Source organism: Pseudarthrobacter oxydans (assembly GCF_013314975.1).
Lineage (GTDB): Bacteria > Actinomycetota > Actinomycetes > Actinomycetales > Micrococcaceae > Arthrobacter > Arthrobacter oxydans.
Map to the genome: position 1 here is coordinate 1 of NZ_JABTYH010000001.1, position 19,844 is coordinate 19,844.

Consider the following 19,844-nt stretch of genomic DNA (forward strand, 5'->3'; position numbering starts at 1 on the left):
TCTAGCTGCCCGTCTGTGCCAGGTGCCGCCGTCGTGGGGCACCTGGCACAGACCCGCCGTCGATGGGTCCGCACACGGCCTGTCTGCGGACCAAAGTGCCCCGCGACGGTCCCGCTCCGGGCGGTGGGGACGTGTTAGTGCCGCAGGCGCAGGACCAGCCACCGCCCAGCCACTCCGGCTGCCAGCACGGCCACCATGGTCAGGACCGACGCCGGCGGAAGGGTGAAGGCCAGCAGCAGGCAGGCTGCGAAGCCGACGGCGTTCAGCCACTTGGGTGCGTAGCCTGGATGCGCCGCCAGGGTATACGCAGAGGCGTTGGCCACGGCGTAGTAGGTCAACACGCCAAAGCTGGAGAAGCCCACGACTGTCATAACGTCCGTGGTGAGCAGAAGCAGGATGACGACGGCGGCCACCGCCAGTTCGGCAGCATAAGGCACGGTGTGCTTTCCCCCCACCTTCGCCAGGGGTGCGGGCAGGTCGCGTTCCCGTGCCATGGCCAGGGTGGTGCGGCCAACACCCGTGATCAGGGCCAGCAGGGCTCCCAGGCAGGCAGCGGCGGCGCCCACCTGCACCAGTACTGCACCGCCCTGGAACCGCGACTCCAGGACAGCGTCCAGCAGCGGCGTCCGTGTGGCGGCGAGCTGTCCGCCGGGCAGGTGGTTCAGCAGGAGCAGCGACATGGTCAGGTAGATGGCGAACGCGGCAGCCAGGGCGGCGAGGATTGCGCGCGGGATGGCCCGGGCAGGGTCCTTGACCTCCTCGCCCAGCGTGGCGATCCGGGCGTAGCCGGCAAAAGCGAAGAACATCAGCCCGGCAGCCGGCAGCACCCCGCCCGGCGACGAGCCGCCCGCGGGGCCGCCCGGGCCGGAGACGGGATGGGGCCCTACGGCTGCGGCTAAAGCCACGAAGGCGAGGGTGGCCAGGACGATGCCCAGCAGGATCCGTGTGAGCAGGGCCGTCCGGGTGATGCCCAGCAGGTTGACGCCGGTGAGGACAACCACGGCGGCCACGGCCGCCGGCACTGCGTAGCCGGGCCAGGCATAGCTGCCGAACGTCAGGGCCATCGCGGCGCAGGATGCAGTCTTCCCTGTGACAAAGCCCCAGCCGGCAAGGAATCCCGGCCACTCGCCAAGCTGTTCACGGCCGTAGACGTAGGTGCCGCCGCTGGTGGGGTACTTTGCGGCGAGGGCGGCCGACGCCACCGCGTTGCAGTAGGCAACCGCCCCGGCGACGACCACCGACAGGGCCAGTAACTGGCCCGCCAGCGCGGCCGCAGGAGCGAAGACAACGAACACCCCGGCGCCCAGCATTGAGCCGAGTCCGATGGCTGTGGCGTCAAACGTGCCGAGCCTGCGTTGAAGTTGCTGGTGTGCGCTCATGCGGTGGCAGTCCCTTTGCAGCGGGTAAACTCGAACGGGATTGTTCCCGTAACGATCCTATTTAACTTCCAGATCGACTTCCCGCCGTAACCCCGCAGAAAGGCGTGCTGTGCTGCGCACACATGACCTCGGATCCCTTCGTTCCGAGCACATTGGACAAACCGTAACCCTGGCCGGCTGGGTGGGCCGCCGCCGTGATCACGGTGGTGTGGCCTTCGTGGACCTGCGTGATGCGTCCGGTGTGGCACAGGTGGTGGTCCGCGAGGAAGAAGTCTTCCACGGGCTGCGCAACGAGTACGTCCTGCAGGTCATCGGCACCGTTTCCAAGCGGCCCGAGGGTAACGAGAACCCCGCCCTGGCCACCGGCGAGATCGAGGTCATGGCCGAAAAGGTCACCATCCTCAACACCTCCGATCCCCTTCCGTTCCAGATCGACGAGCACGTCGAGGTGGGCGAGGAAGCACGCCTGAAGCACCGCTACCTGGACCTCCGCCGCCCCGGCCCCGCCCGCAACCTGCGCCTGCGCTCCGAAGCCAACCGCGTGGCCCGGGAACTGCTGCACCAGGACGGCTTCGTTGAGGTTGAGACGCCGACGCTGACGCGGTCGACGCCTGAGGGCGCCCGTGACTTCGTTGTGCCGGCACGCCTGGCGCCGGGCTCCTGGTACGCGCTGCCGCAGTCACCCCAGCTGTTCAAGCAGCTCCTGCAGGTGGGCGGCTTCGAGAAGTACTACCAGATTGCCCGCTGCTACCGCGATGAGGATTTCCGCGCAGACCGCCAGCCGGAGTTCACCCAGCTGGACATCGAAGCGAGCTTCGTTGAGCAGGACGACATCATCGCCCTGGGCGAGGACATCGTGAAGGCACTGTGGAAGCTCATCGACGTCGAGATTCCGACGCCCATCCAGCGCATCACGTACCACGACGCCATGGCACGCTTCGGCTCGGACAAGCCCGATCTCCGTTTCGGTGTGGAGCTTACTGAGCTGACTGAATTCTTCAAGGACACCAACTTCGGTGTTTTCAAGGCCCCCTACGTCGGTGCCGTAGTGATGCCGGGCGGCGCCTCGCAGCCGCGCCGGACCCTGGATGGCTGGCAGGAGTTCGCCAAGCAGCGCGGGCACAAGGGACTGGCCTACGTCCTCTTCAAGGAAGACGGCGAACTGGCCGGCCCCGTGGCCAAGAACCTCACCGAGGCGGAACGAGCAGGACTGGCGGACGCCGTAGGGGCCAAGCCTGGCGACTGCATCTTCTTCGCCGCCGGAGACAAGTCCTCCGCGCGCGCCCTGCTGGGTGCTGCCCGTGTTGAGATCGGCCACCGCACCGGCCTGATCAACCCGGATGACTGGGCCTTCTGCTGGGTGGTGGACGCGCCGATGTTCGAACCGGCCGCCGCAGCTGTGGCTTCCGGCGACGTTGCTGTCGGCGCCGGCCAGTGGACCGCAGTGCACCACGCGTTCACGTCCCCCAAGCCCGAGTACATGGACAGCTTCGACACGGACCCCGAATCAGCGCTGGCGTACGCCTACGACATCGTCTGCAACGGCAACGAAATCGGCGGCGGCTCCATCCGTATCCACCAGAGCGACGTGCAGGAACGGGTCTTCGAGGTCATGGGCCTCTCCCACCAGGACGCGCAGGAGAAGTTCGGCTTCCTGCTTGAAGGCTTCAAATTCGGTGCGCCTCCTCACGGCGGCATCGCCTTCGGCTGGGACCGCGTGGTGGCACTGCTGTCAGGTGTGGATTCGATCCGCGACGTCATCGCCTTCCCCAAGACCGGCAACGGCTACGACCCCCTGACCGCGGCCCCGGCTCCCATTACGCCGCAGCAGCGCAAGGAAGCCGGTGTTGACTTCAAGCCTGAGGCCAGGAAGCCGGAAGAGGGCAAGTAGGCAGTATCCGTTTGACGTGAAGGCCCTCCTGGAAAGGGGGGCCTTTACGCGTGTCCGCAAAAGGAGACCCAGTGGCGCCCCACCGTGCGAGCCACCCCGCCCGCGCCTACGAAGCACTCATGGATGCCGCCTGGCCGGCCCCCGACCGCCACGACCTGGGGGAGTGGGTCCTACGGGCTGCGGACGGCGTCACGCAGCGGGCCAACTCGGTGTGGCCGCGGGACCCCGCGCCCAGGCCGCAGGAGGCTTTGCTGGAGGCGGCGCGGTGGTACCGGATGCGGCGCCTTCCGCTGATCTTCCAGATGGCGGACACCCCCGCCAACTCCGGGCTGAACCGCTTCCTGGACGCCCAGGGCTTCACGCGGCAGTCCGAAACGCTGATCCTGGCCCGGCCTGCCGGCCCCCAGGATGGGCATCCGGCGGGCGCCGGGGTGGAGATCCTTGATGAGCCCAGCGAGGAGTGGCTGCACCTTTGGTGGAGCGTGGACGGCCGGGGCGGTGGACAGGCGCGGGAGACAGCGCGCCTGATCGTGACGGGGTGCCCTGCACTGTATGCCCTCGCCAGGGACGACGACGGCGCCCCGGCCGCCGTCGGACGCCTCGCCCTGGCGGGCGCCACGGGAGGAATCTATTGCATGGCGACGTCGCCTGCGCACCGCAGGCGGGGCTACGCAGCAGCAGTGCTCCAGGCGCTTCAGTCCGAAGGGACCGCGCGCCACGTGGAAAGCTTCTGGCTGCTGGTCACAGCTGCCAACTCCGCCGCCCGGCAGCTCTACCAACAGGCGGGGTTCGAGGAGGCGGGCCGCTATCTCTACCGCCAGGAGCGGCCCCGCCGGGCGCTGACAGGCTGCTGATTAGGAAGCATCGGTGACCTGGACCCGCACGGCACACGAATCCGCGGCGGCTTTCCGCAGCACTGCTGCCTTGGGATCCGGGACGTCAAGGTAGGCCAGCCGGGGCATGGCGGCAAAGTCCTTCAGGGCAGGGTGCTGGAGGACAAGGCCGGCCAGGGCCCTGTCGCCCCCGGGAACGACGTACTCAAAAAGCCCACCGCTGAAAATGCGTGCGGCCTGTTCGGCAACTGCCTCCACCAGGGCGTCCGCCTGGTTGCTCCGCCGCCGGGCGAACCGCTGCTGCGACTGTCCGCCCGCGGCCGTCCGGGACTGCACATACGTGGACCCCACCTTCGATGCGAGGACTTGCCCCTCACTGACCACCGCCACGCCGTAGCCTCCGCGCCTGGCCAGCAGCAGGCCCAGCCTCCGCGGCTGCGACGCCAGGGAGGCAAGCCGCTCAAGCGCATCCTCGCCCCGGCCCGGCCGCCCGTCGGCCGGCCAGGGAGGCTGCAGGAGGGCTTCGGCGCCGTCCGCGGCCAGGAGGCGGAGGCCGTCGTCGTCATCCCTCAGCTGATATCCGCCATGGGCCGCGCCAAACCTGTCCGCCCATCCGGCCAGCCGGCTGCCGGGAATGAATGCCGTGCGCACGGAGGCCGGCCGGGCTCCGCCGGTGGTGCGTGCGGACATGGGGCGTTCCTTTACTGGCTTGCCGGACTCCCGGGAAAATTCCGGAAGTGAACTGGAAGTAGCCTATCTATGTGGAAGATCTCTTCGGGCACGGCCGCGGCAATGATGATGACGACGACGCCTCCGTTGCCCCCGGCCGGACTGCAGTGCCCGGAGCCAACGCCTCCCCCCGGGGCCCGCTCGCCGTCCGGATGCGTCCCCGCACCCTTGACGAGGTGGTGGGCCAGCAGCACCTCCTGGGGCAGGGCTCGCCCCTGCGCCAGTTGGCCGCCGGAGCCGGTGCAGACACAACAGGCCCTGCAGGGCCCACCTCGCTCATCCTCTGGGGCCCGCCGGGCACCGGCAAAACGACCCTCGCCCACGTAATTGCCCGCGGACGGGGCAGGAAGTTCGTGGAGCTCTCCGCGATTACCGCCGGGGTCAAGGACGTGCGGCGCGTCATGGACGAGGCCCTGACGGCCCGCGACCTCTACAAGACCACCACCGTCCTGTTCCTGGACGAGATCCACCGCTTCAACAAGGCCCAGCAGGACGCCCTGCTGCCCGGGGTGGAAAACCGCTGGGTGGTGCTGGTTGCCGCCACCACCGAGAATCCATCGTTTTCCGTGGTGTCACCGCTGCTGTCCCGTTCCCTGCTGCTGACGCTCCGTCCCCTGACGGACGCTGACATTGAAGGACTGATCCAGCGCGCCGTCGCCGATCCCCGCGGGCTGAACGGGAAGGTGGGCCTCAGCGAGGAAGCACTCGACCACCTCGTACGGCTTTCCGGAGGCGATGCGCGCCGTGCCCTGACGGCCTTGGAGGCAGCCGCAGGCGTTGCGTTCGGGGATGCCGACGATGCCGGGGACGGGCCCGTCGCCGTCGAACTTAAACACACCGAGCGCGCCCTTGACGTTGCCGCCGTCCGGTACGACCGTGCGGGTGACCAGCACTATGACGTCATCAGCGCCTTCATCAAGTCCATCCGCGGCTCCGACGTCGACGCCGCCCTGCACTATTTGGCCCGCATGCTGGAGGCGGGGGAGGACCCCCGCTTCATCGCCCGGCGGATTGTGATCTCAGCCGCCGAAGACGTGGGGATGGCGGATCCCACGGCGCTGCAGACGGCCGTGGCCGCGGCGCAGGCGGTGCAGCTGATCGGAATGCCTGAGGGCCGGATCATCCTGGCCGAAGCCGTGGTGCACCTGGCCACGGCCCCCAAGTCCAACGCCGCCTACATGGGCATCAACAAGGCCATTGCCGATGTCCGGGCAGGGCTGGGGAACGGCATTCCGGCCCACCTGAGGGACGCCCACTACCCGGGGTCCAAGCAGCTGGGGCACGGCCTTGGCTACAAATACGCCCACGACGCCCCGCACGGCGTGGCTGCCCAGCAATACCCGCCGGATGACCTGGTGGGGAAGGACTACTACCAGCCCACGGCCAACGGCGCCGAGCGGGACATCGCCACACGGCTGGAGCGGCTGCGCAGGATTGTCCGGGGCAAGTGACTGCCGTGGTAAGGTAGATGTTTGTCTGGCAAGGCACGGACGCACAATCTCCCCAATCTCACGTTGAGAAGGTTATGCCCTGCGCCCAGTAGCAAAAGGCAGCGGTTGGCCGATGCTCTCCATCGTGGAGGCCAGTAACACTGACACACCGCAGATATTGGAAGGACACAAGTGGCTAACAACACTCGTGCTCGCCGTCAGGCCCGCCTCTCGCGGTCCCTCGGCATCGCTCTGACCCCCAAGGCCGCCAAGTACATGGAGCGCCGCCCGTACGGCCCCGGTGAGCATGGCCGTGCCCGCAAGAAGCAGGACTCCGACTACGCCGTACGCCTGCGCGAAAAGCAGCGTCTGCGCGCCCAGTACGGCATCCGCGAAGCACAGATGACCCGTGCCTTCGAAGAAGCCCGCCGCACCAAGGGCCTGACCGGTGAGAACCTCATCGAGCTGCTCGAAATGCGCCTTGACGCCCTGGTCCTGCGTGCCGGCTTCGCCCGCACCATCGCCCAGGCCCGCCAGCTGGTTGTGCACCGCCACATCATGGTTGACGGCGTCCGCGTTGACCGCCCGTCGTTCCGCGTCGGCGAGGGCCAGCTGGTCCACGTCCACAGCCGCAGCGAAACCATGGTTCCGCTCCAGGTTGCAGCAGCCGGCGCCCACCGCGACGTCCTGCCTGCCGTCCCGGCCTACCTGGACGTCAAGCTGGAAGCCCTCCAGGCCCGCCTGGTCCGCCGTCCCAAGCGCTCCGAGGTCCCCGTGACCTGCGAAGAGCAGCTGGTCGTCGAATTCTACGCACGCTAAATTCCAGCAGCGTATCCAAAGAAGCCCGTGGCAAGCGCCGCGGGCTTCTTTGTATGTAAGGTACTTGGGGGACATCTGCGGAATGCGCTTCATGCGCACCCGCCGGGATGCAACCGAACCACAGAATTTCGAGGAGATGAACGTCTATGTCTGGTGGCGATATTGCCGGCCTGATCGCTGCCGGGGTGTTTGCAGTCCTGGTGCTGCTGCTTGCGGTGCCCATCCTTAAGCTGGGCCGCGTCCTGGACGAGGTCCGCACCTCCATCCGATCCCTGAGCGACGGCGCCACGCCGCTTATGGACGAAGTCACCGCCACCGTCTCCACCACCAACCAGCAGTTGAAGAAAGTGGACGGCATCTCGTCCAACGTTTCGGACGCGTCCGCCAACCTTTCCGCGCTGTCCTCCCTTATGGCCGCCACCGTGGGGTCGCCGCTGATCAAGGTGGCAGCCTTCAGCTACGGTGTCCGTACCGCCTTGGCCGGGCGCAGGAAGCCCGCCGCCGGCCGCCGCAGCCGCTAGATTCCGGGAGAAGAGAATGAAACGATTTATCTGGATGGGAATCGGCGTGGCGATCGGAGTGATCGCTTTCCGCAAGGTGACCGAAGTGCAGGCCAGTATGCAGTCAACGCTGGGCCCGGAGGGCCTCAACCGCTCCGTGAACCGCCTGGCCGACGGCGTCTATGACTTTGCAGACGCCGTCCGCGCCGGAATGCGCGAGCGGGAAACCGACCTCCGGTCTGCCCTCGGCATCGAATCAGCGGACCTCGTCCGCCGCTGACCACCCTGCTGACCGGCACCATGAGTCGGAACCAGGCAGGCCCCCACACGTTAGAACCACAACGGCGGGCACCGTTCACCACGGGACCGCCAAGCGAAAGAACCTCCGCGACGCACAGTGCGCGGAGCAAGAAGGGTAAGTACACAGCTCATGAAGTCGCAGGAGATCACAAAGCGCTGGGTGGACTTTTTTGTCAGCAAGGGCCACACCGCGGTTCCCTCCGCATCGCTGGTCTCCAGCGACCCCTCGCTGCTGTTCACGGTTGCCGGCATGGTGCCGTTCATTCCCTACCTGACCGCCCGTGAGGAAGCACCCTACCCGCGCGCCGTCAGCGTGCAGAAGTGCATCCGTACCGGCGACATCGAGGAAGTGGGCAAGACCGCCCGCCACGGAACGTTCTTCCAGATGTGCGGCAACTTTTCCTTTGGCGACTACTTCAAGGAAGACGCCATCAAGTTCGCCTGGGAGCTGCTGACCAAGAGTGTTGACGACGGCGGCTACGGCCTGGCGCCCGAGCGGCTGTGGGTAACGGTCTACGAAGAGGACGACGAAGCCAAGGACCTCTGGCTCAAGAACACCGGTGTTCCCGCCGAGCGGATCCAGAAGATGGGCAAGTCGGACAACTACTGGCACACCGGGCAGCCCGGCCCCGCAGGACCCTGCTCCGAAATCTACTACGACCGTGGCCCCGCCTACGGCGTTGAGGGCGGCCCGCTGGCTGACGAAACCCGCTACATCGAAATCTGGAACCTTGTGTTCATGCAGTACCAGATCGAGAACGTCCGCTCGAAGGAAGACTTCGACGTCGTCGGCGAACTGCCCAAGCGGAACATCGACACCGGCCTTGGCATGGAACGCCTGGCCATGATCCTGCAGGGTGTCGAGAACATGTACGAGACGGACCAGGTCCGCCCCGTCATCGACAAGGCTGCCGAACTCTCCGGCAAGGAATACACGTCCGCCGAAACGGACGAGGACCCCCACCACACGGACGACGTCCGCATGCGTGTGGTTGCCGACCACATCCGGTCCGCCCTGATGCTGATCTCCGACGGCGTGACTCCCTCCAACGAGGGCCGCGGCTATGTCCTGCGCCGGCTCATCCGCCGTGCCGTCCGTTCCATGCGCCTCCTCGGTGTTGAACAGGCCTGCCTGCCCCAACTCCTTCCCGCCTCACGCGATGCCATGAAGGGCGTCTACCCGGTGGTGGACACGGACTTCGCCCGGATCAGCCGCATCGCATACGCCGAAGAGAAGGCCTTCCTGCGGACCATTGCCTCCGGAACCGCACGCCTTGAGGACGCCGTCAAGGAATCCAAGGCCGCCAACAAGCCACTGTCCGGTGCCGACGCGTTCGCGCTGCACGACACGTACGGTTTCCCCATCGACCTGACCCTGGAAATGGCAGAGGAAGCCGGGCTCAACGTGGACGAGGCCGCCTTCCGCAGCCTCATGCAGGAACAGCGCCAGCGCGCCCAGGCCGACGCCAAGGGCAAGAAGGGCGGCCACGCGGACCTCAGCGCCTTCCAGGACATCCTGGCCCAGGGTGAGACGGTCTTCACCGGCTACACCGAGCTCGACGGCGAGTCCCGCGTCCGCGGAATCCTCACCGGCGGCCGTGCGGTCCAGCAGGCCTCCACCGGCGATGAAATCGAGCTGGTGCTCTCCGAAACGCCCTTCTACGCCGAAGCAGGCGGCCAGGCCGCGGACACCGGCCTGATCACCGGCGACGGGTTCGTTGTCGAGGTGCTCGACGTCCAGCGCCCCCTGAAGGGCCTGAGCGTCCACAAGGCGATCGTCCGCGAAGGCGAAATCGGGGCCGACTCGCTGGTCCGTGCCGCCGTCGACCGCGAACGCCGCCACGCCGCTGAACAAGCGCACACCGGCACGCACATCGTGCACGCCGCGCTCCACCAGATCCTCGGCCCCGAGGCCACCCAGCGCGGCTCCTACAACAAGGCCGGCTACCTGCGCTTCGACTTCGCCTGGGGCGAGGGGCTGAGCACGGCGACGCGGTCCGAGATCGAGGAAGTCTCCAACCTGGCCATCCGGAACAACTTCCGCGTGGAAACCAAGGTCATGGGCCTGGCCGAGGCCAAGGCCCTGGGCGCCATGGCGCTCTTTGGCGAGAACTACGGCAGCGAAGTCCGGGTCGTTGAGATCGACGGCGCCTGGTCGCGCGAGCTTTGCGGCGGCACCCATGTTGCCAACACGTCCCTGATTGGCAGCCTTTCCCTGCTGGGCGAGCAGTCCGTCGGGTCCGGAAACCGCCGTGTGGAAGCTTTCGTGGGCATGGACGCGTTCCGCCACCTGGCGGCCGAACGCGCCCTGGTCACCGAGCTCACCGACATGCTGAAGGTCCCCTCCGGCCAGCTCGCGGACCGGATCGCCGCCACGCTGGCAAAGCTCAAGGCGACAGAGAAGGAACTGGACCGCCTCCGCAAGGAGCAGCTGGCCGGCGCTGCGGCCCAGCTGGTCAGCAGCGCCAAGGACGCCTCCGGCGTCAGTGTCATCGCCCATGACGCAGGGCAGGTCAGCGGCGCTGACGACCTGCGCGGCCTTGCCCTGGACCTCCGGAACCGCCTCGGCTCCGCACCCGCGGCCGTGGCAGTGGCAGGCGTCGCCAACGACCGTCCCGTCATCCTGGTGGCCACCAACGAGGCCGCCCGTGAAGCGGGGGTCAAGGCAGGAGCCCTGGTGCGCCTCGCCGCAGGGATCCTTGGCGGTGGCGGCGGCGGAAAGGACGACGTCGCCCAGGGCGGCGGAACCGACGCCGGCCAGGTAGGCCAGGCCCTCTCTGCCGTCGTCGACGCCATTTCGCGGCGCTAATCCTCCGATGACCGATCCTGCTGCTGCCGGCGACTACCCCCAGGGCATCAAACTGGGGGTGGACGTCGGCACCGTCCGGGTAGGGGTTGCCATCTGCGACCGCGATTCCATCCTGGCGACGCCCTACAAGACACTGGACCGCAACGCCAGGAAAAACTCAGACGTCCGGGTCATTGCCAACCTGGTCCAGGAACTCGGCGCTGTGCAGGTATTCGTAGGCCTGCCACGCACCATGAAGGGTGAAGAACGTGCCTCTGCCATGATGGCCACGGACTACGCCCGCCTGCTGGTTGGCGAACTCTCTGCCCGGAACCTGGCGGTGCCGGTGAACCTGGTGGATGAACGGCTCAGCAGTGTCAGCGCCCACCGGAGCCTGCACGAAGCTGGCATGAGCAGCAGGAACCACCGTAAAGTAGTTGATCAGGTCGCGGCGGCAGGTATCCTTCAGCACGCCATCGACATGCAGAAAGCCAGGGGAGCGGACGTCGGCTCACGCGTGACGGCGCCACCCCCTTCCGTGGACATGGGAGGCAGCGGGCCGGAAACGGTGCCCGCCACGCCCGGCGATACGGACCGATCTTCAGATAATGGAAGGCACCAGTGAGCCCTGCCAACATTGACGACTCTTCCAGCCCTCTGGACCCGGGGGCAGGAAGGCCGCTGACCCGCAAGGAACTCCGTGCGAGGGAAAAGACCCTCAACACCGGAGGTCACGATGCCGTTCCGGAACAGGCATACGAGACCGGCCACGACATTCCACCCCTGCCCGCGGAACCCCCCGCGGCCGCAGAAGCAGACCCCCGGCGTCAGGATGAAGCATTGCGTGAAGACCAGGCACCGCAGGACCGGGTGGAAGAGCCCGTGATTCCGGCTGCTCCTGCCGCCCCGCCGTCCATCCAGGACGATCGCCAGGAGCCCGCCCAGCACGATTCCTGGGAGCCGGCCCTTGCAGGGCACCAGCACGCGGCAGCCGTGCACTACAGCGACGAACCCCACTACGAAGAACCCGGCTACGCCGACGGGCACGGCTACGCGGCCGGCGTCCACCAGCACGATGGACCCTTTGACGGGACGCACTATGCGGACGGGCACGATGGGACCCACTACGAAGAGGGGCACGACGACGGTGCGCACCACCACGAACTGCTTCCCGCCTCAGCCGCAGCAACCGTAGTGGCCAAGCCCTCGAAGAAGGTGCGCCGGCGCCGGCGGCTCCTGGCGCTTTTCCTGACCCTCGCCGTCTTCGTCACGGCTGTCGCCGTCGGAGCGCAGTTCCTCAAGCCGCTGCTGGGCAGCGACAAGCCCGGCGACTTTCCGGGACCCGGTTCGGGCAAAGTGGTTGTCACCGTCGAAAACGGTGAAGGCACCCGCTCCGTGGCCTCAAAGCTCGAAAACGAGGGGGTGGTGGCCAACGCCGACACGTTCCTCCAGAGCTTCAGCGCCTCCGGAGGCATTCTTTCCCCGGGTGACTACACGTTCAAGTCGGAGATGAAGAACTCCGACGCCGTGAACGTCCTCCTGGGCAAGGACCAGACCAAGGTCATCTACTTCGCCCTCAGCGCCGGACTTCGCATCGGTGAGTCTTTGCAGGCGATCTCGCAGGGGTCCGGAATCTCCTTCCAGGACCTCCAGGCCCTCAGCAACGAGCCGGCCCAGTTCGGGCTTCCGGCCAACGCCAAGAACCTTGAGGGGTACCTGGCCCCCGGGGAGCACCGCTTCCCCCTTGGCACTCCGGCAAAGGACATCCTCCAGTCCCTGGTCAAGATCACAACTGACGAACTCGTGTCGCAGGGCATCACGGACCCGGCCAAGCAGTACGAGGCCGTGATCGTCGCCAGCATCGTCCAGGCCGAGGGCGGCCAGGCGGAGTACGGGGACGTGGCAGGTGCCATCTACAACCGGCTCAAGCCCAACGACCAGACCGGAGGCTTCCTGCAGGTGGATTCGGCCGTGACCTACGGCCTGGGCACCAAGAGCTACAACTTCACTGACGAACAGCGCCAGGACAAGTCCAACCCGTACAACACCTATGCGAATCCGGGCCTTCCGCCCGGACCCATCGGCTCCCCGGGAAAGACTGCGATTGACGCTGCCGCCAGGCCCAAGACGAACGACTACCTGTACTGGGTGACCATCAACCTGGACACCAAGGAGACCAAGTTCTCCCGGACGCTCGCCGAGCACAATGCCTACGTGGAGCAGTACAACGCCTGGTGCACGGCCAACGTCGGACGTTGCACGTGAGCCTTCGGGCTGCCGTCCTGGGCCATCCGATAAGCCACTCGAAGTCGCCGGCCCTGCACCTGGCTGCCTACGGTCAGCTGGGGATCGGGATCAGCTACACGGCAATCGACGTCACGGAAGAGCTGCTGCCGTCCCTGATGGGGCAGATCCGGGATCAGCCGGGCTGGCGCGGCCTCTCGGTCACCATGCCGTTGAAGACGGCGATGCTCGGGCAGGTGGACGAAGTCCGCGGCGTGGCCAGGACCCTGGGCGTCGTCAACACCGTCTCGTTTGAGGAGCACGGCGGCGTCCGGCGCACCATTGGCTCCAACACCGACGTTGCCGGGATCGTCAAGGCGCTGCAGCACGCGGGCGCCGGCGCGGCCCCGGACGCCGTGATCCTCGGGGGAGGGGGAACGGCGGCCTCGGCCGTCGCGGCCCTCAAGGAGCTCGGGGCCGGCCAGGCCAGGGTCTTCGTCCGGGATACGTCCCGGACCGCCGAGGTCCGCGCCGCTGCGGAAAGCCTGGACATCGCCTTGGAGATCCGCACCCTTGCGGAAGCCGCCCGTCCCACCGCAGCGGCCGACGTCGTGATTTCCACCCTGCCGCCGCGGGCAGCGGACGGACTGGCGGCTGAACTGGCTTCCGTCAAGACCAGCCTGCCCGGCGTCCTGCTGGACGTTGCCTATGACCCGTGGCCCAGCCTGCTGGCCTCCGTGTGGCAGGCCGGGGGCGGAAGCGTGGTGCCCGGACTGGAAATGCTCCTGTACCAGGCCGTGGAGCAGGTGCGCCTTTTCACCCGCCGGGACGAAGAAGTTAACGCAGCTGTCATAGATGTGATGTGTGACGCAGTCGGCCTTCCCCGACGGGCGTTGTGACCGCCATACATGGCAGGATGGAAATTATGTTGCGTTGGTTGACTGCCGGTGAATCCCATGGTCCGGCTCTGATGGGAATTATTGAAGGCGTCCCCGCCGGTGTGGAGATCACCAGCGGGCATATCGCAGACTCGTTGGCCCGCCGCCGTCTTGGCTACGGACGCGGAGCACGGATGAAGTTCGAGCAGGACGTTGTGACCATTCTGGGCGGTGTCCGCCACGGCCTGACGCAGGGCGGACCCGTGGCCATCCAGGTGGGAAACACCGAATGGCCCAAGTGGGAGCAGATCATGTCCGCGGACCCGGTGGATCCGGAAGTTCTCGCGGACCAGGCCCGGAACGCGCCGTTGACCCGTCCCCGTCCCGGGCACGCCGACTTCACCGGCATGCAGAAGTACGGCTTTGACGAGGCCCGCCCGGTCCTGGAGCGGGCCAGCGCGCGCGAAACAGCAACCCGGGTGGCCATGGGCACCGTGGCTGCGCAGTTCCTCAAGCACCTCGGCATCGAGCTGGTCAGCCACACCGTCAGCATCGCCAGCGTCACGGTTCCCGAAGGACGTCCGCTGCCCGTGCCGTCCGACGTCATTGCGCTTGATGCCGACCCCCTGCGCTGCTTCGACCGGGAAACCTCGGACGCCATGGTGGCGGAGGTTGATGCGGCGCACAAGGAAGGCGAAACCCTGGGCGGCGTGGTGGAGGTCCTTGCCTATGGGCTTCCGCCGGGACTGGGCAGCTACGTTCACTGGGACCGGCGGCTTGATTCCCGCCTTGCAGCGGCCCTGATGGGCATCCAGGCCATCAAGGGCGTGGAAGTCGGCGACGGCTTCCTGACCGCGTCGCGCCGCGGCTCCGCAGCCCACGACGAAATCGTCAGGGACGCCGACGGCCGGATCGTCCGTACCAGCAACCGTGCCGGCGGAATCGAAGGCGGCATGAGCATCGGCGACGTCCTGCGTGTCCGCGCCGCCATGAAGCCCATCGCCACCGTCCCGCGCGCCCTGAAGACCATCGACGTCAGCACGGGGGAGCCCGCCAAGGCACACCACCAGCGGTCGGACGTATGTGCCGTTCCGGCTGCCGGGGTTGTGGCCGAAGCCATGGTGGCCCTGGTGCTGGCCGAGGCCGTCACCGAGAAGTTCGGCGGCGATTCGGTGGCCGAAACCGCACGCAACATCAAGGGTTACCTGGACAACATCCCGGCGTCCCTGGACTCGATCGGCCAGTAAGTGCCCCATCGCAGCAAAACCGGACCCGCAGGGCGGCCCATCGTCCTGATCGGGCCGATGGCGGTCGGAAAATCGGCCATAGGGCAGCAGCTGGCGCTCCAGCTCGGAGTTCCCTTCGTGGACACGGACGCTGTTATCGTTGCAGGGCACGGATCCATCGCGGATATCTTTGCCGGCCGCGGAGAGCACGCGTTCCGTGAGATCGAAGCCCGGACAGTGGCCGCCGTCGTCGAAGCCGCAGACGATACGGTCTCCGTCATCTCCCTTGGCGGCGGGGCGGTGCTGGATTCCGGAACGCAGCAGTTGATCAGCCGCTGCACCGTTGTCTACCTCGAATGCGACGCGCAAACCGTCGCCGGCCGCATTGCCCGCAACTCCGGGCGCCCGCTGCTGGCAGGGGACGCAATGGGCCGCTGGACGGCCATGTTCGCCACCCGCAAGCCGGTCTATGAGCGGCTTGCAGACATCACCCTGGACGTGCGCCACGGCTCGGTTTCCGAGCTGGGCGGCCGGCTCGAAGCAGCACTGCGCGATTACGCAGCTGCCAAACAGGAAGTTGAAAAGTGAGCACCCAATCAACAGTCATCAGCGTCACCGGCGGCTCCGCCGCGGAGCACTACGACGTCGTCGTCGGCCGGGGGCTGCTCGGTGACCTGCCCGGATTACTGGGGGAGCGCGTCCGCCGCGTGCTCGTCATCCATCCGCGTGCGCTGCGGCTGACCGGTGACACAGTCCGCGACGAACTCGCCGCAGCCGGATTCACCTCCCTGACCGCGGAAATCCCGGACGCCGAAGAAGGCAAGCACATCCAGGTGGCCGCCTTCTGCTGGCAGGTCCTTGGCCAGAACGACTTCACCCGTTCCGACGCCATTGTGGCCGTCGGGGGAGGCGCGGTAACCGACCTCGCCGGTTTCGTCGCCGCCACCTGGCTGCGCGGCGTCAAGGTCATCCACATGCCCACCAGCCTGCTCGGCATGGTGGACGCGTCCGTGGGCGGGAAGACCGGAATCAACACTGCCGAGGGCAAGAACCTCGTAGGCGCCTTCCACCCGCCGGCCGCGGTACTGGCTGATTTGGACACCCTGGAAACGCTGCCGCGGAACGAAATGATCTCCGGCATGGCGGAAGTCATCAAGTGCGGGTTCATCGCTGATCCAGCCATCCTCGACCTCGTCGAAAAGGACCCTGCGACAGTGGCGGATCCCCAGTCCGCCGTCCTCCGGGAACTGATCGAACGTGCCATCGCCGTCAAGGCCAAGGTGGTCTCCGAGGACCTGAAGGAATCCGGGCTGCGGGAAATCCTGAACTACGGGCACACCCTGGGCCACGCCATCGAACTGGTTGAGCGGTACTCATGGCGCCACGGCGCGGCCGTTTCGGTGGGCATGATGTTTGCCGCCGAACTGGCCCGCAGCGTAGGGCGCCTCAGCGATGCCGACGCCGACCGGCACCGGAGCATCCTTGAGAGCCTGGGGCTTCCGGTGACGTACCGGCGGGACCGCTGGCAGGGGCTGTTGGACGGCATGCGCCGGGACAAGAAGTCCCGCGGCGACCTGCTGCGGTTCGTCGTCCTGGACGGCGTGGCCAAGCCGGGGATCCTTGATGTCCCCGACACCTCGCTGCTGTTTGCGGCCTACCAGGAAATTGCGTCCTGATGCAGGGCGACATGGGAGGAACAGCGGACTGGCCGGACGCGGGTTTCCCGGGCATCCGGATCAACCCTGAATCGCTGCTTCCGGAAATTGTGAACCAGGATGCCTGCCGCGAGGCGCTGGCGGTATCCACGGACCCTGCCGACCACATCTTCGTGCTCCTGGTGGAAGGACATGCGTCCGAGGCTGCCGAACTGCTCGCAGAAGCCCGTTTCAAGGATCCGGAATCCTTCCGGCTGCGCACCTTCGAGGCCGAAGTCCTTCGCGTCTCCAACCGGCTGGACCGGGCCGTCGAGCTGTTCCGCCAGCTCCTGGCCGAGGTTCAGGGCACACCGCGCGAGGCCCTCGTGTGGCAGTTCCTGGGCAAGACCCAATACAGCGCCGGGCAGATGTCCGCAGCAGTCGAATCCTTTGCACGCGCACTGGACCTCCGGGTGGCACAGTCCGCCGATGCTGCCCAGATCTACTCGTCCACAGTGGCGCTGCAGCGCGCACGGGACGTGCTGGAACTCGCCTGCTGACCCTGCCTGGGGCGGGGCTGAAGGACGCCTGTGGCCAAGCTGGAGGGCGGGGCCGAAAGGTGCCCGGAATTTACCGGTAGAATAGTTCTTGAATTTTTACCACCCGATTTTTGACAAACACGCGCTGGCAGTCCGTTGGGCCTGTCCGCCCGGCATACAACGTCTGACAACGCGACCAGACAGAGAAACCAGAGGAAACAGTGGCAACCACTAACGACATCAAGAACGGAACGGTCCTGAAGCTTGAGGGCCAGCTCTGGAACATCATCGAATTCCAGCACGTCAAGCCTGGCAAGGGCGGTGCGTTCGTCCGCACCAAGATGCGCAACGTGATGTCCGGCAAGGTCGTGGACAAGACGTTCAACGCCGGGCTCAAGATCGAAACCGCCACCGTGGACCGCCGTGACTACCAGTACCTGTACCAGGACGGTGCGGACTTCGTGTTCATGGACACCTCCGACTACGACCAGATCACTGTCTCCGGCGCCACCGTGGGCGACGCCACGAACTTCATGCTGGAGAACCAGATGGTGAACATCGCCATCCACGAGGGCACTCCGCTGTACATTGAACTGCCCCCGAGCGTTGTCCTCGAAATCACCTACACTGAGCCGGGCCTGCAGGGCGACCGCTCCTCTGCCGGCACCAAGCCCGCCACCCTGGAAACGGGCTACGAGATCCAGGTCCCGCTGTTCATCGAGAACAACACCAAGGTCAAGGTGGACACCCGCGATGGCAGCTACCTGGGCCGGGTCACCGAGTAGTGAGCGCCCGCGGTAAAGCCCGCAACAGGGCACTTGATGTTCTCTTCGAAGCCGAGCAGCGCTCGGTTTCGGCTTTTGACGTGATCCGCTCGCGGCGTGAAAAGACTGACCAGGTGGTCAACCCCTACACCATCGAAATCGTGGAGGGCGTTGTCTCCCACCAGGCAGCCATCGACGAGTTCCTGGAGACGTACTCCCAGGGCTGGAGCCTGGAGCGGATGCCCTCCGTGGACCGCATCATCCTGCGCATCGGCACGTGGGAGCTCCTGTACAACGACGACGTTCCGGACGGCGTCGCGGTCAGTGAAGCTGTGGCGCTGGCGAAGACCCTGTCCACCGACGAATCGCCGCAGTTCATCAACGGCCTGCTGGGCCGCCTGCAGCAGCTGAAGCCGTCGCTGCTCGCCTGAGCATCAGCAAGAAACAGCACCACACAGCAACAGCAGGAAGGACCGGCCGCCACGGGATGTGGAGGCCGGTCCTTCTGGTATTAAGCCCCGCATGGCAGGGACCGCGGTGGGTTCAGTGTGCGACGGCGGCCCGCAAGGCCAGGATGCGCTGCAGCTGCTGCCGCTCCTCAGCCTGGTGCAGCTGCACGTCACGCCCGCTCAGGATCCGTTGGCGCGTGTTGGCCAGCCGGGTGGCTGCCTTCAGGAATTCCCTCATCTGCTGTTTCCTGCCGTAGCTCCCAGCCCAGTTCAGGGCAGTGCGCCGGCCGCCCAGGGTGGCCATCAGCTCCACCTCGGCCGGCGTGAACCAGCCGGCGGCCGAGTACTCCAGCAGGCGCTGCCGGGTCAGGCGTTTCTCCGCCACCCGCAACAGGATGATGCCGCCCACGGCGAGGAAAAAGATGGGCACCTGGACCATGAGGTATTCCGCCAGGAAGCCCTGCCCCATGCTGTTCCAGCGGTTGTGCAGGAACATGGCCGGCAGCAGCCCCACAAAGAAGGCTGCCACCGAGGCACCTGCATGCCAGCGCCGGGCGGCGAACCCCATCACCAGGCCCGTGGTGCCGGTGAAGAGGGCGTGCGCAAAGGGCGACATGACGCCGCGGAGGAAGAAGACCTGGGCAAAGTCGCTGGCGGGATCCGCGGACTCCGCTATGGCCCGGCCGAAATACAGGATGTTCTCCGTGAATGCGAAACCCCCTGCGATGGTGAACGCGAACACCACGCCATCCACCGGTCCGTCAAAGTGCTTCCTTGCCATGAGGAGGAGTATCAGCAGTCCCAGGGACTTTGCGAACTCCTCCACGATGGGCGCCTGCACCGTGGCCATGTAGGCCTGAAGGTCGGCCTCGTCGGAAAACTGGAAGGCCAGGACAAAAAACGGCTGGATGAGCAGGGTTACTGCGATGGATACCGCGGAGCCCCAGGTAAAAGCGAAGAAGAGGAGCCGCTTCGGTTCAGGTTCCCATTTGTCGATGATGTGCACGGCCAGGAGAACAACCGAGAGCGGAACCAGGGACGCGAGGAATCCCACCAGGAACCCGGCCGGCCCGGTGTTTGACAGCAGGAACGGGATCACCAGGAACAGGCTGAGGAAGGCAAGGGTGCCTCCGGCGACGGTCAACCCCACCAGCCCGCTCCGGGACCGGGCGGGCTTCATCACGGCTCCCTGGACCTGCGGCGGCACCACCGCGTCCACTGGCCTGCCGACGTGTCCCGGTGCCGGACGGTAGTTGCCGGGCTCCACGTGTCCCATCCAGCTCGGGTTTGCTTCTCCCGGGAGCGGCGCGGTTCCCCGCAGCCGGGGATCGTCGGGTGGCCCGGAGGCAGGGAGTCGCGGATTCGTCGGCATAACGACAGCCTAGGTGCGGGCCGCCGCGCCTCCAAGGACAGCACGCCCGGCGGCTGCAGTGTGATGAGCACCGCGCCTTCCCGGCACGGC

General features: G+C 66.7%; 19 protein-coding genes. 16 read left to right on the forward strand and 3 right to left on the reverse strand.

Features of this window, described 5'->3' with window-relative positions; genetic code table 11:
* Positions 1–134: 134 nt before the first annotated feature.
* Positions 135–1,379: an APC family permease gene (locus HTS88_RS00005; protein WP_174174259.1), complete on the reverse strand. Its 1,245-nt coding sequence runs from the start codon at positions 1,377–1,379 to the stop codon at positions 135–137.
* Positions 1,380–1,488: 109 nt separating this feature from the next.
* On the opposite strand from HTS88_RS00005, the gene aspS reads away from it, so the two are divergent.
* Complete coding sequence (gene aspS / locus HTS88_RS00010) at positions 1,489–3,270, forward strand: aspartate--tRNA ligase (protein WP_174174261.1); 1,782 nt, start codon at positions 1,489–1,491, stop codon at positions 3,268–3,270.
* 71 nt (positions 3,271–3,341) lie between these two features.
* Positions 3,342–4,124, forward strand: coding sequence for a GNAT family N-acetyltransferase (locus tag HTS88_RS00015; RefSeq protein ID WP_425515538.1), 783 nt, complete (start codon positions 3,342–3,344; stop codon positions 4,122–4,124).
* On the opposite strand, the gene HTS88_RS00020 is transcribed toward HTS88_RS00015, so the two are convergent.
* Entirely contained in the window at positions 4,125–4,793 is a 669-nt protein-coding gene (locus HTS88_RS00020; protein ID WP_174174263.1) for an acVLRF1 family peptidyl-tRNA hydrolase, read from the reverse strand.
* Between the two features lie 71 nt (positions 4,794–4,864).
* Here HTS88_RS00020 and HTS88_RS00025 point away from each other — a divergent pair, with 71 nt between their 5' ends.
* The 14 genes from HTS88_RS00025 to nusB all read left to right on the forward strand — a co-directional run bounded on the left by HTS88_RS00025 (position 4,865) and on the right by nusB (position 18,364).
* Entirely contained in the window at positions 4,865–6,283 is a 1,419-nt protein-coding gene (locus HTS88_RS00025) for a replication-associated recombination protein A (RefSeq protein WP_174174265.1), read from the forward strand.
* Between the two features lie 171 nt (positions 6,284–6,454).
* Positions 6,455–7,081: a 30S ribosomal protein S4 gene (gene rpsD, locus HTS88_RS00030; RefSeq protein ID WP_066276228.1), complete on the forward strand. Its 627-nt coding sequence runs from the start codon at positions 6,455–6,457 to the stop codon at positions 7,079–7,081.
* Between the two features lie 146 nt (positions 7,082–7,227).
* Complete coding sequence (locus tag HTS88_RS00035) at positions 7,228–7,602, forward strand: DUF948 domain-containing protein (RefSeq protein ID WP_174174270.1); 375 nt, start codon at positions 7,228–7,230, stop codon at positions 7,600–7,602.
* Positions 7,603–7,618: 16 nt separating this feature from the next.
* Positions 7,619–7,861: a hypothetical protein gene (locus tag HTS88_RS00040; RefSeq protein WP_246255862.1), complete on the forward strand. Its 243-nt coding sequence runs from the start codon at positions 7,619–7,621 to the stop codon at positions 7,859–7,861.
* Between the two features lie 150 nt (positions 7,862–8,011).
* Positions 8,012–10,690: an alanine--tRNA ligase gene (gene alaS, locus HTS88_RS00045; protein WP_174174273.1), complete on the forward strand. Its 2,679-nt coding sequence runs from the start codon at positions 8,012–8,014 to the stop codon at positions 10,688–10,690.
* A gap of 7 nt (positions 10,691–10,697) precedes the next feature.
* Positions 10,698–11,294: a Holliday junction resolvase RuvX gene (ruvX, locus tag HTS88_RS00050; RefSeq protein ID WP_174174275.1), complete on the forward strand. Its 597-nt coding sequence runs from the start codon at positions 10,698–10,700 to the stop codon at positions 11,292–11,294.
* Entirely contained in the window at positions 11,291–12,934 is a 1,644-nt protein-coding gene (gene mltG / locus HTS88_RS00055) for an endolytic transglycosylase MltG (protein WP_174174277.1), read from the forward strand. Before ruvX ends, mltG begins: the two co-directional genes overlap by 4 nt.
* Positions 12,931–13,791, forward strand: a complete 861-nt coding sequence (locus tag HTS88_RS00060; RefSeq protein ID WP_174174279.1) for a shikimate dehydrogenase — start codon at positions 12,931–12,933, stop codon at positions 13,789–13,791. The genes mltG and HTS88_RS00060 overlap by 4 nt, the downstream gene beginning before the upstream one ends.
* 26 nt (positions 13,792–13,817) lie before the next feature.
* Positions 13,818–15,017: a chorismate synthase gene (gene aroC / locus HTS88_RS00065; RefSeq protein WP_174174289.1), complete on the forward strand. Its 1,200-nt coding sequence runs from the start codon at positions 13,818–13,820 to the stop codon at positions 15,015–15,017.
* Positions 15,018–15,584, forward strand: a complete 567-nt coding sequence (locus HTS88_RS00070) for a shikimate kinase (RefSeq protein ID WP_174174291.1) — start codon at positions 15,018–15,020, stop codon at positions 15,582–15,584. It begins immediately after the preceding gene.
* Complete coding sequence (gene aroB, locus HTS88_RS00075) at positions 15,581–16,672, forward strand: 3-dehydroquinate synthase (protein ID WP_174174294.1); 1,092 nt, start codon at positions 15,581–15,583, stop codon at positions 16,670–16,672. Before HTS88_RS00070 ends, aroB begins: the two co-directional genes overlap by 4 nt.
* Positions 16,672–17,190 carry a tetratricopeptide repeat protein gene (locus tag HTS88_RS00080; RefSeq protein ID WP_174174296.1) on the forward strand — a complete coding sequence of 173 codons (519 nt, stop codon included), beginning with the start codon at positions 16,672–16,674 and terminating at the stop codon, positions 17,188–17,190. The genes aroB and HTS88_RS00080 overlap by 1 nt, the downstream gene beginning before the upstream one ends.
* 200 nt (positions 17,191–17,390) lie before the next feature.
* On the forward strand, positions 17,391–17,954 hold the full coding sequence (efp, locus tag HTS88_RS00085; protein WP_050054941.1) for an elongation factor P: 564 nt from the start codon (positions 17,391–17,393) through the stop codon (positions 17,952–17,954).
* On the forward strand, positions 17,954–18,364 hold the full coding sequence (gene nusB / locus HTS88_RS00090) for a transcription antitermination factor NusB (RefSeq protein WP_066276198.1): 411 nt from the start codon (positions 17,954–17,956) through the stop codon (positions 18,362–18,364). The genes efp and nusB overlap by 1 nt, the downstream gene beginning before the upstream one ends.
* A gap of 112 nt (positions 18,365–18,476) precedes the next feature.
* Here the strand turns inward: nusB and HTS88_RS00095 are convergent, their stop codons facing one another.
* Positions 18,477–19,754, reverse strand: a complete 1,278-nt coding sequence (locus HTS88_RS00095; RefSeq protein WP_174174298.1) for a PrsW family intramembrane metalloprotease — start codon at positions 19,752–19,754, stop codon at positions 18,477–18,479.
* Positions 19,755–19,844 lie beyond the last annotated feature (90 nt).

Excerpts from the sequence above, each read along its gene's own strand:
- HTS88_RS00080 (WP_174174296.1), top strand. The coding sequence starts at position 16,672 with ATGCAGGGCGACATGGGAGGAACAGCGGACTGGCCGGACGCGGGTTTC.
- HTS88_RS00020 (WP_174174263.1), bottom strand. The coding sequence starts at position 4,793 with ATGTCCGCACGCACCACCGGCGGAGCCCGGCCGGCCTCCGTGCGCACG.
- HTS88_RS00035 (WP_174174270.1), top strand. The coding sequence starts at position 7,228 with ATGTCTGGTGGCGATATTGCCGGCCTGATCGCTGCCGGGGTGTTTGCA.
- aroC (WP_174174289.1), top strand. The coding sequence starts at position 13,818 with ATGTTGCGTTGGTTGACTGCCGGTGAATCCCATGGTCCGGCTCTGATG.
- alaS (WP_174174273.1), top strand. The coding sequence starts at position 8,012 with ATGAAGTCGCAGGAGATCACAAAGCGCTGGGTGGACTTTTTTGTCAGC.
- ruvX (WP_174174275.1), top strand. The coding sequence starts at position 10,698 with ATGACCGATCCTGCTGCTGCCGGCGACTACCCCCAGGGCATCAAACTG.
- HTS88_RS00005 (WP_174174259.1), bottom strand. The coding sequence starts at position 1,379 with ATGAGCGCACACCAGCAACTTCAACGCAGGCTCGGCACGTTTGACGCC.
- HTS88_RS00040 (WP_246255862.1), top strand. The coding sequence starts at position 7,619 with ATGAAACGATTTATCTGGATGGGAATCGGCGTGGCGATCGGAGTGATC.
- HTS88_RS00095 (WP_174174298.1), bottom strand. The coding sequence starts at position 19,754 with ATGCCGACGAATCCGCGACTCCCTGCCTCCGGGCCACCCGACGATCCC.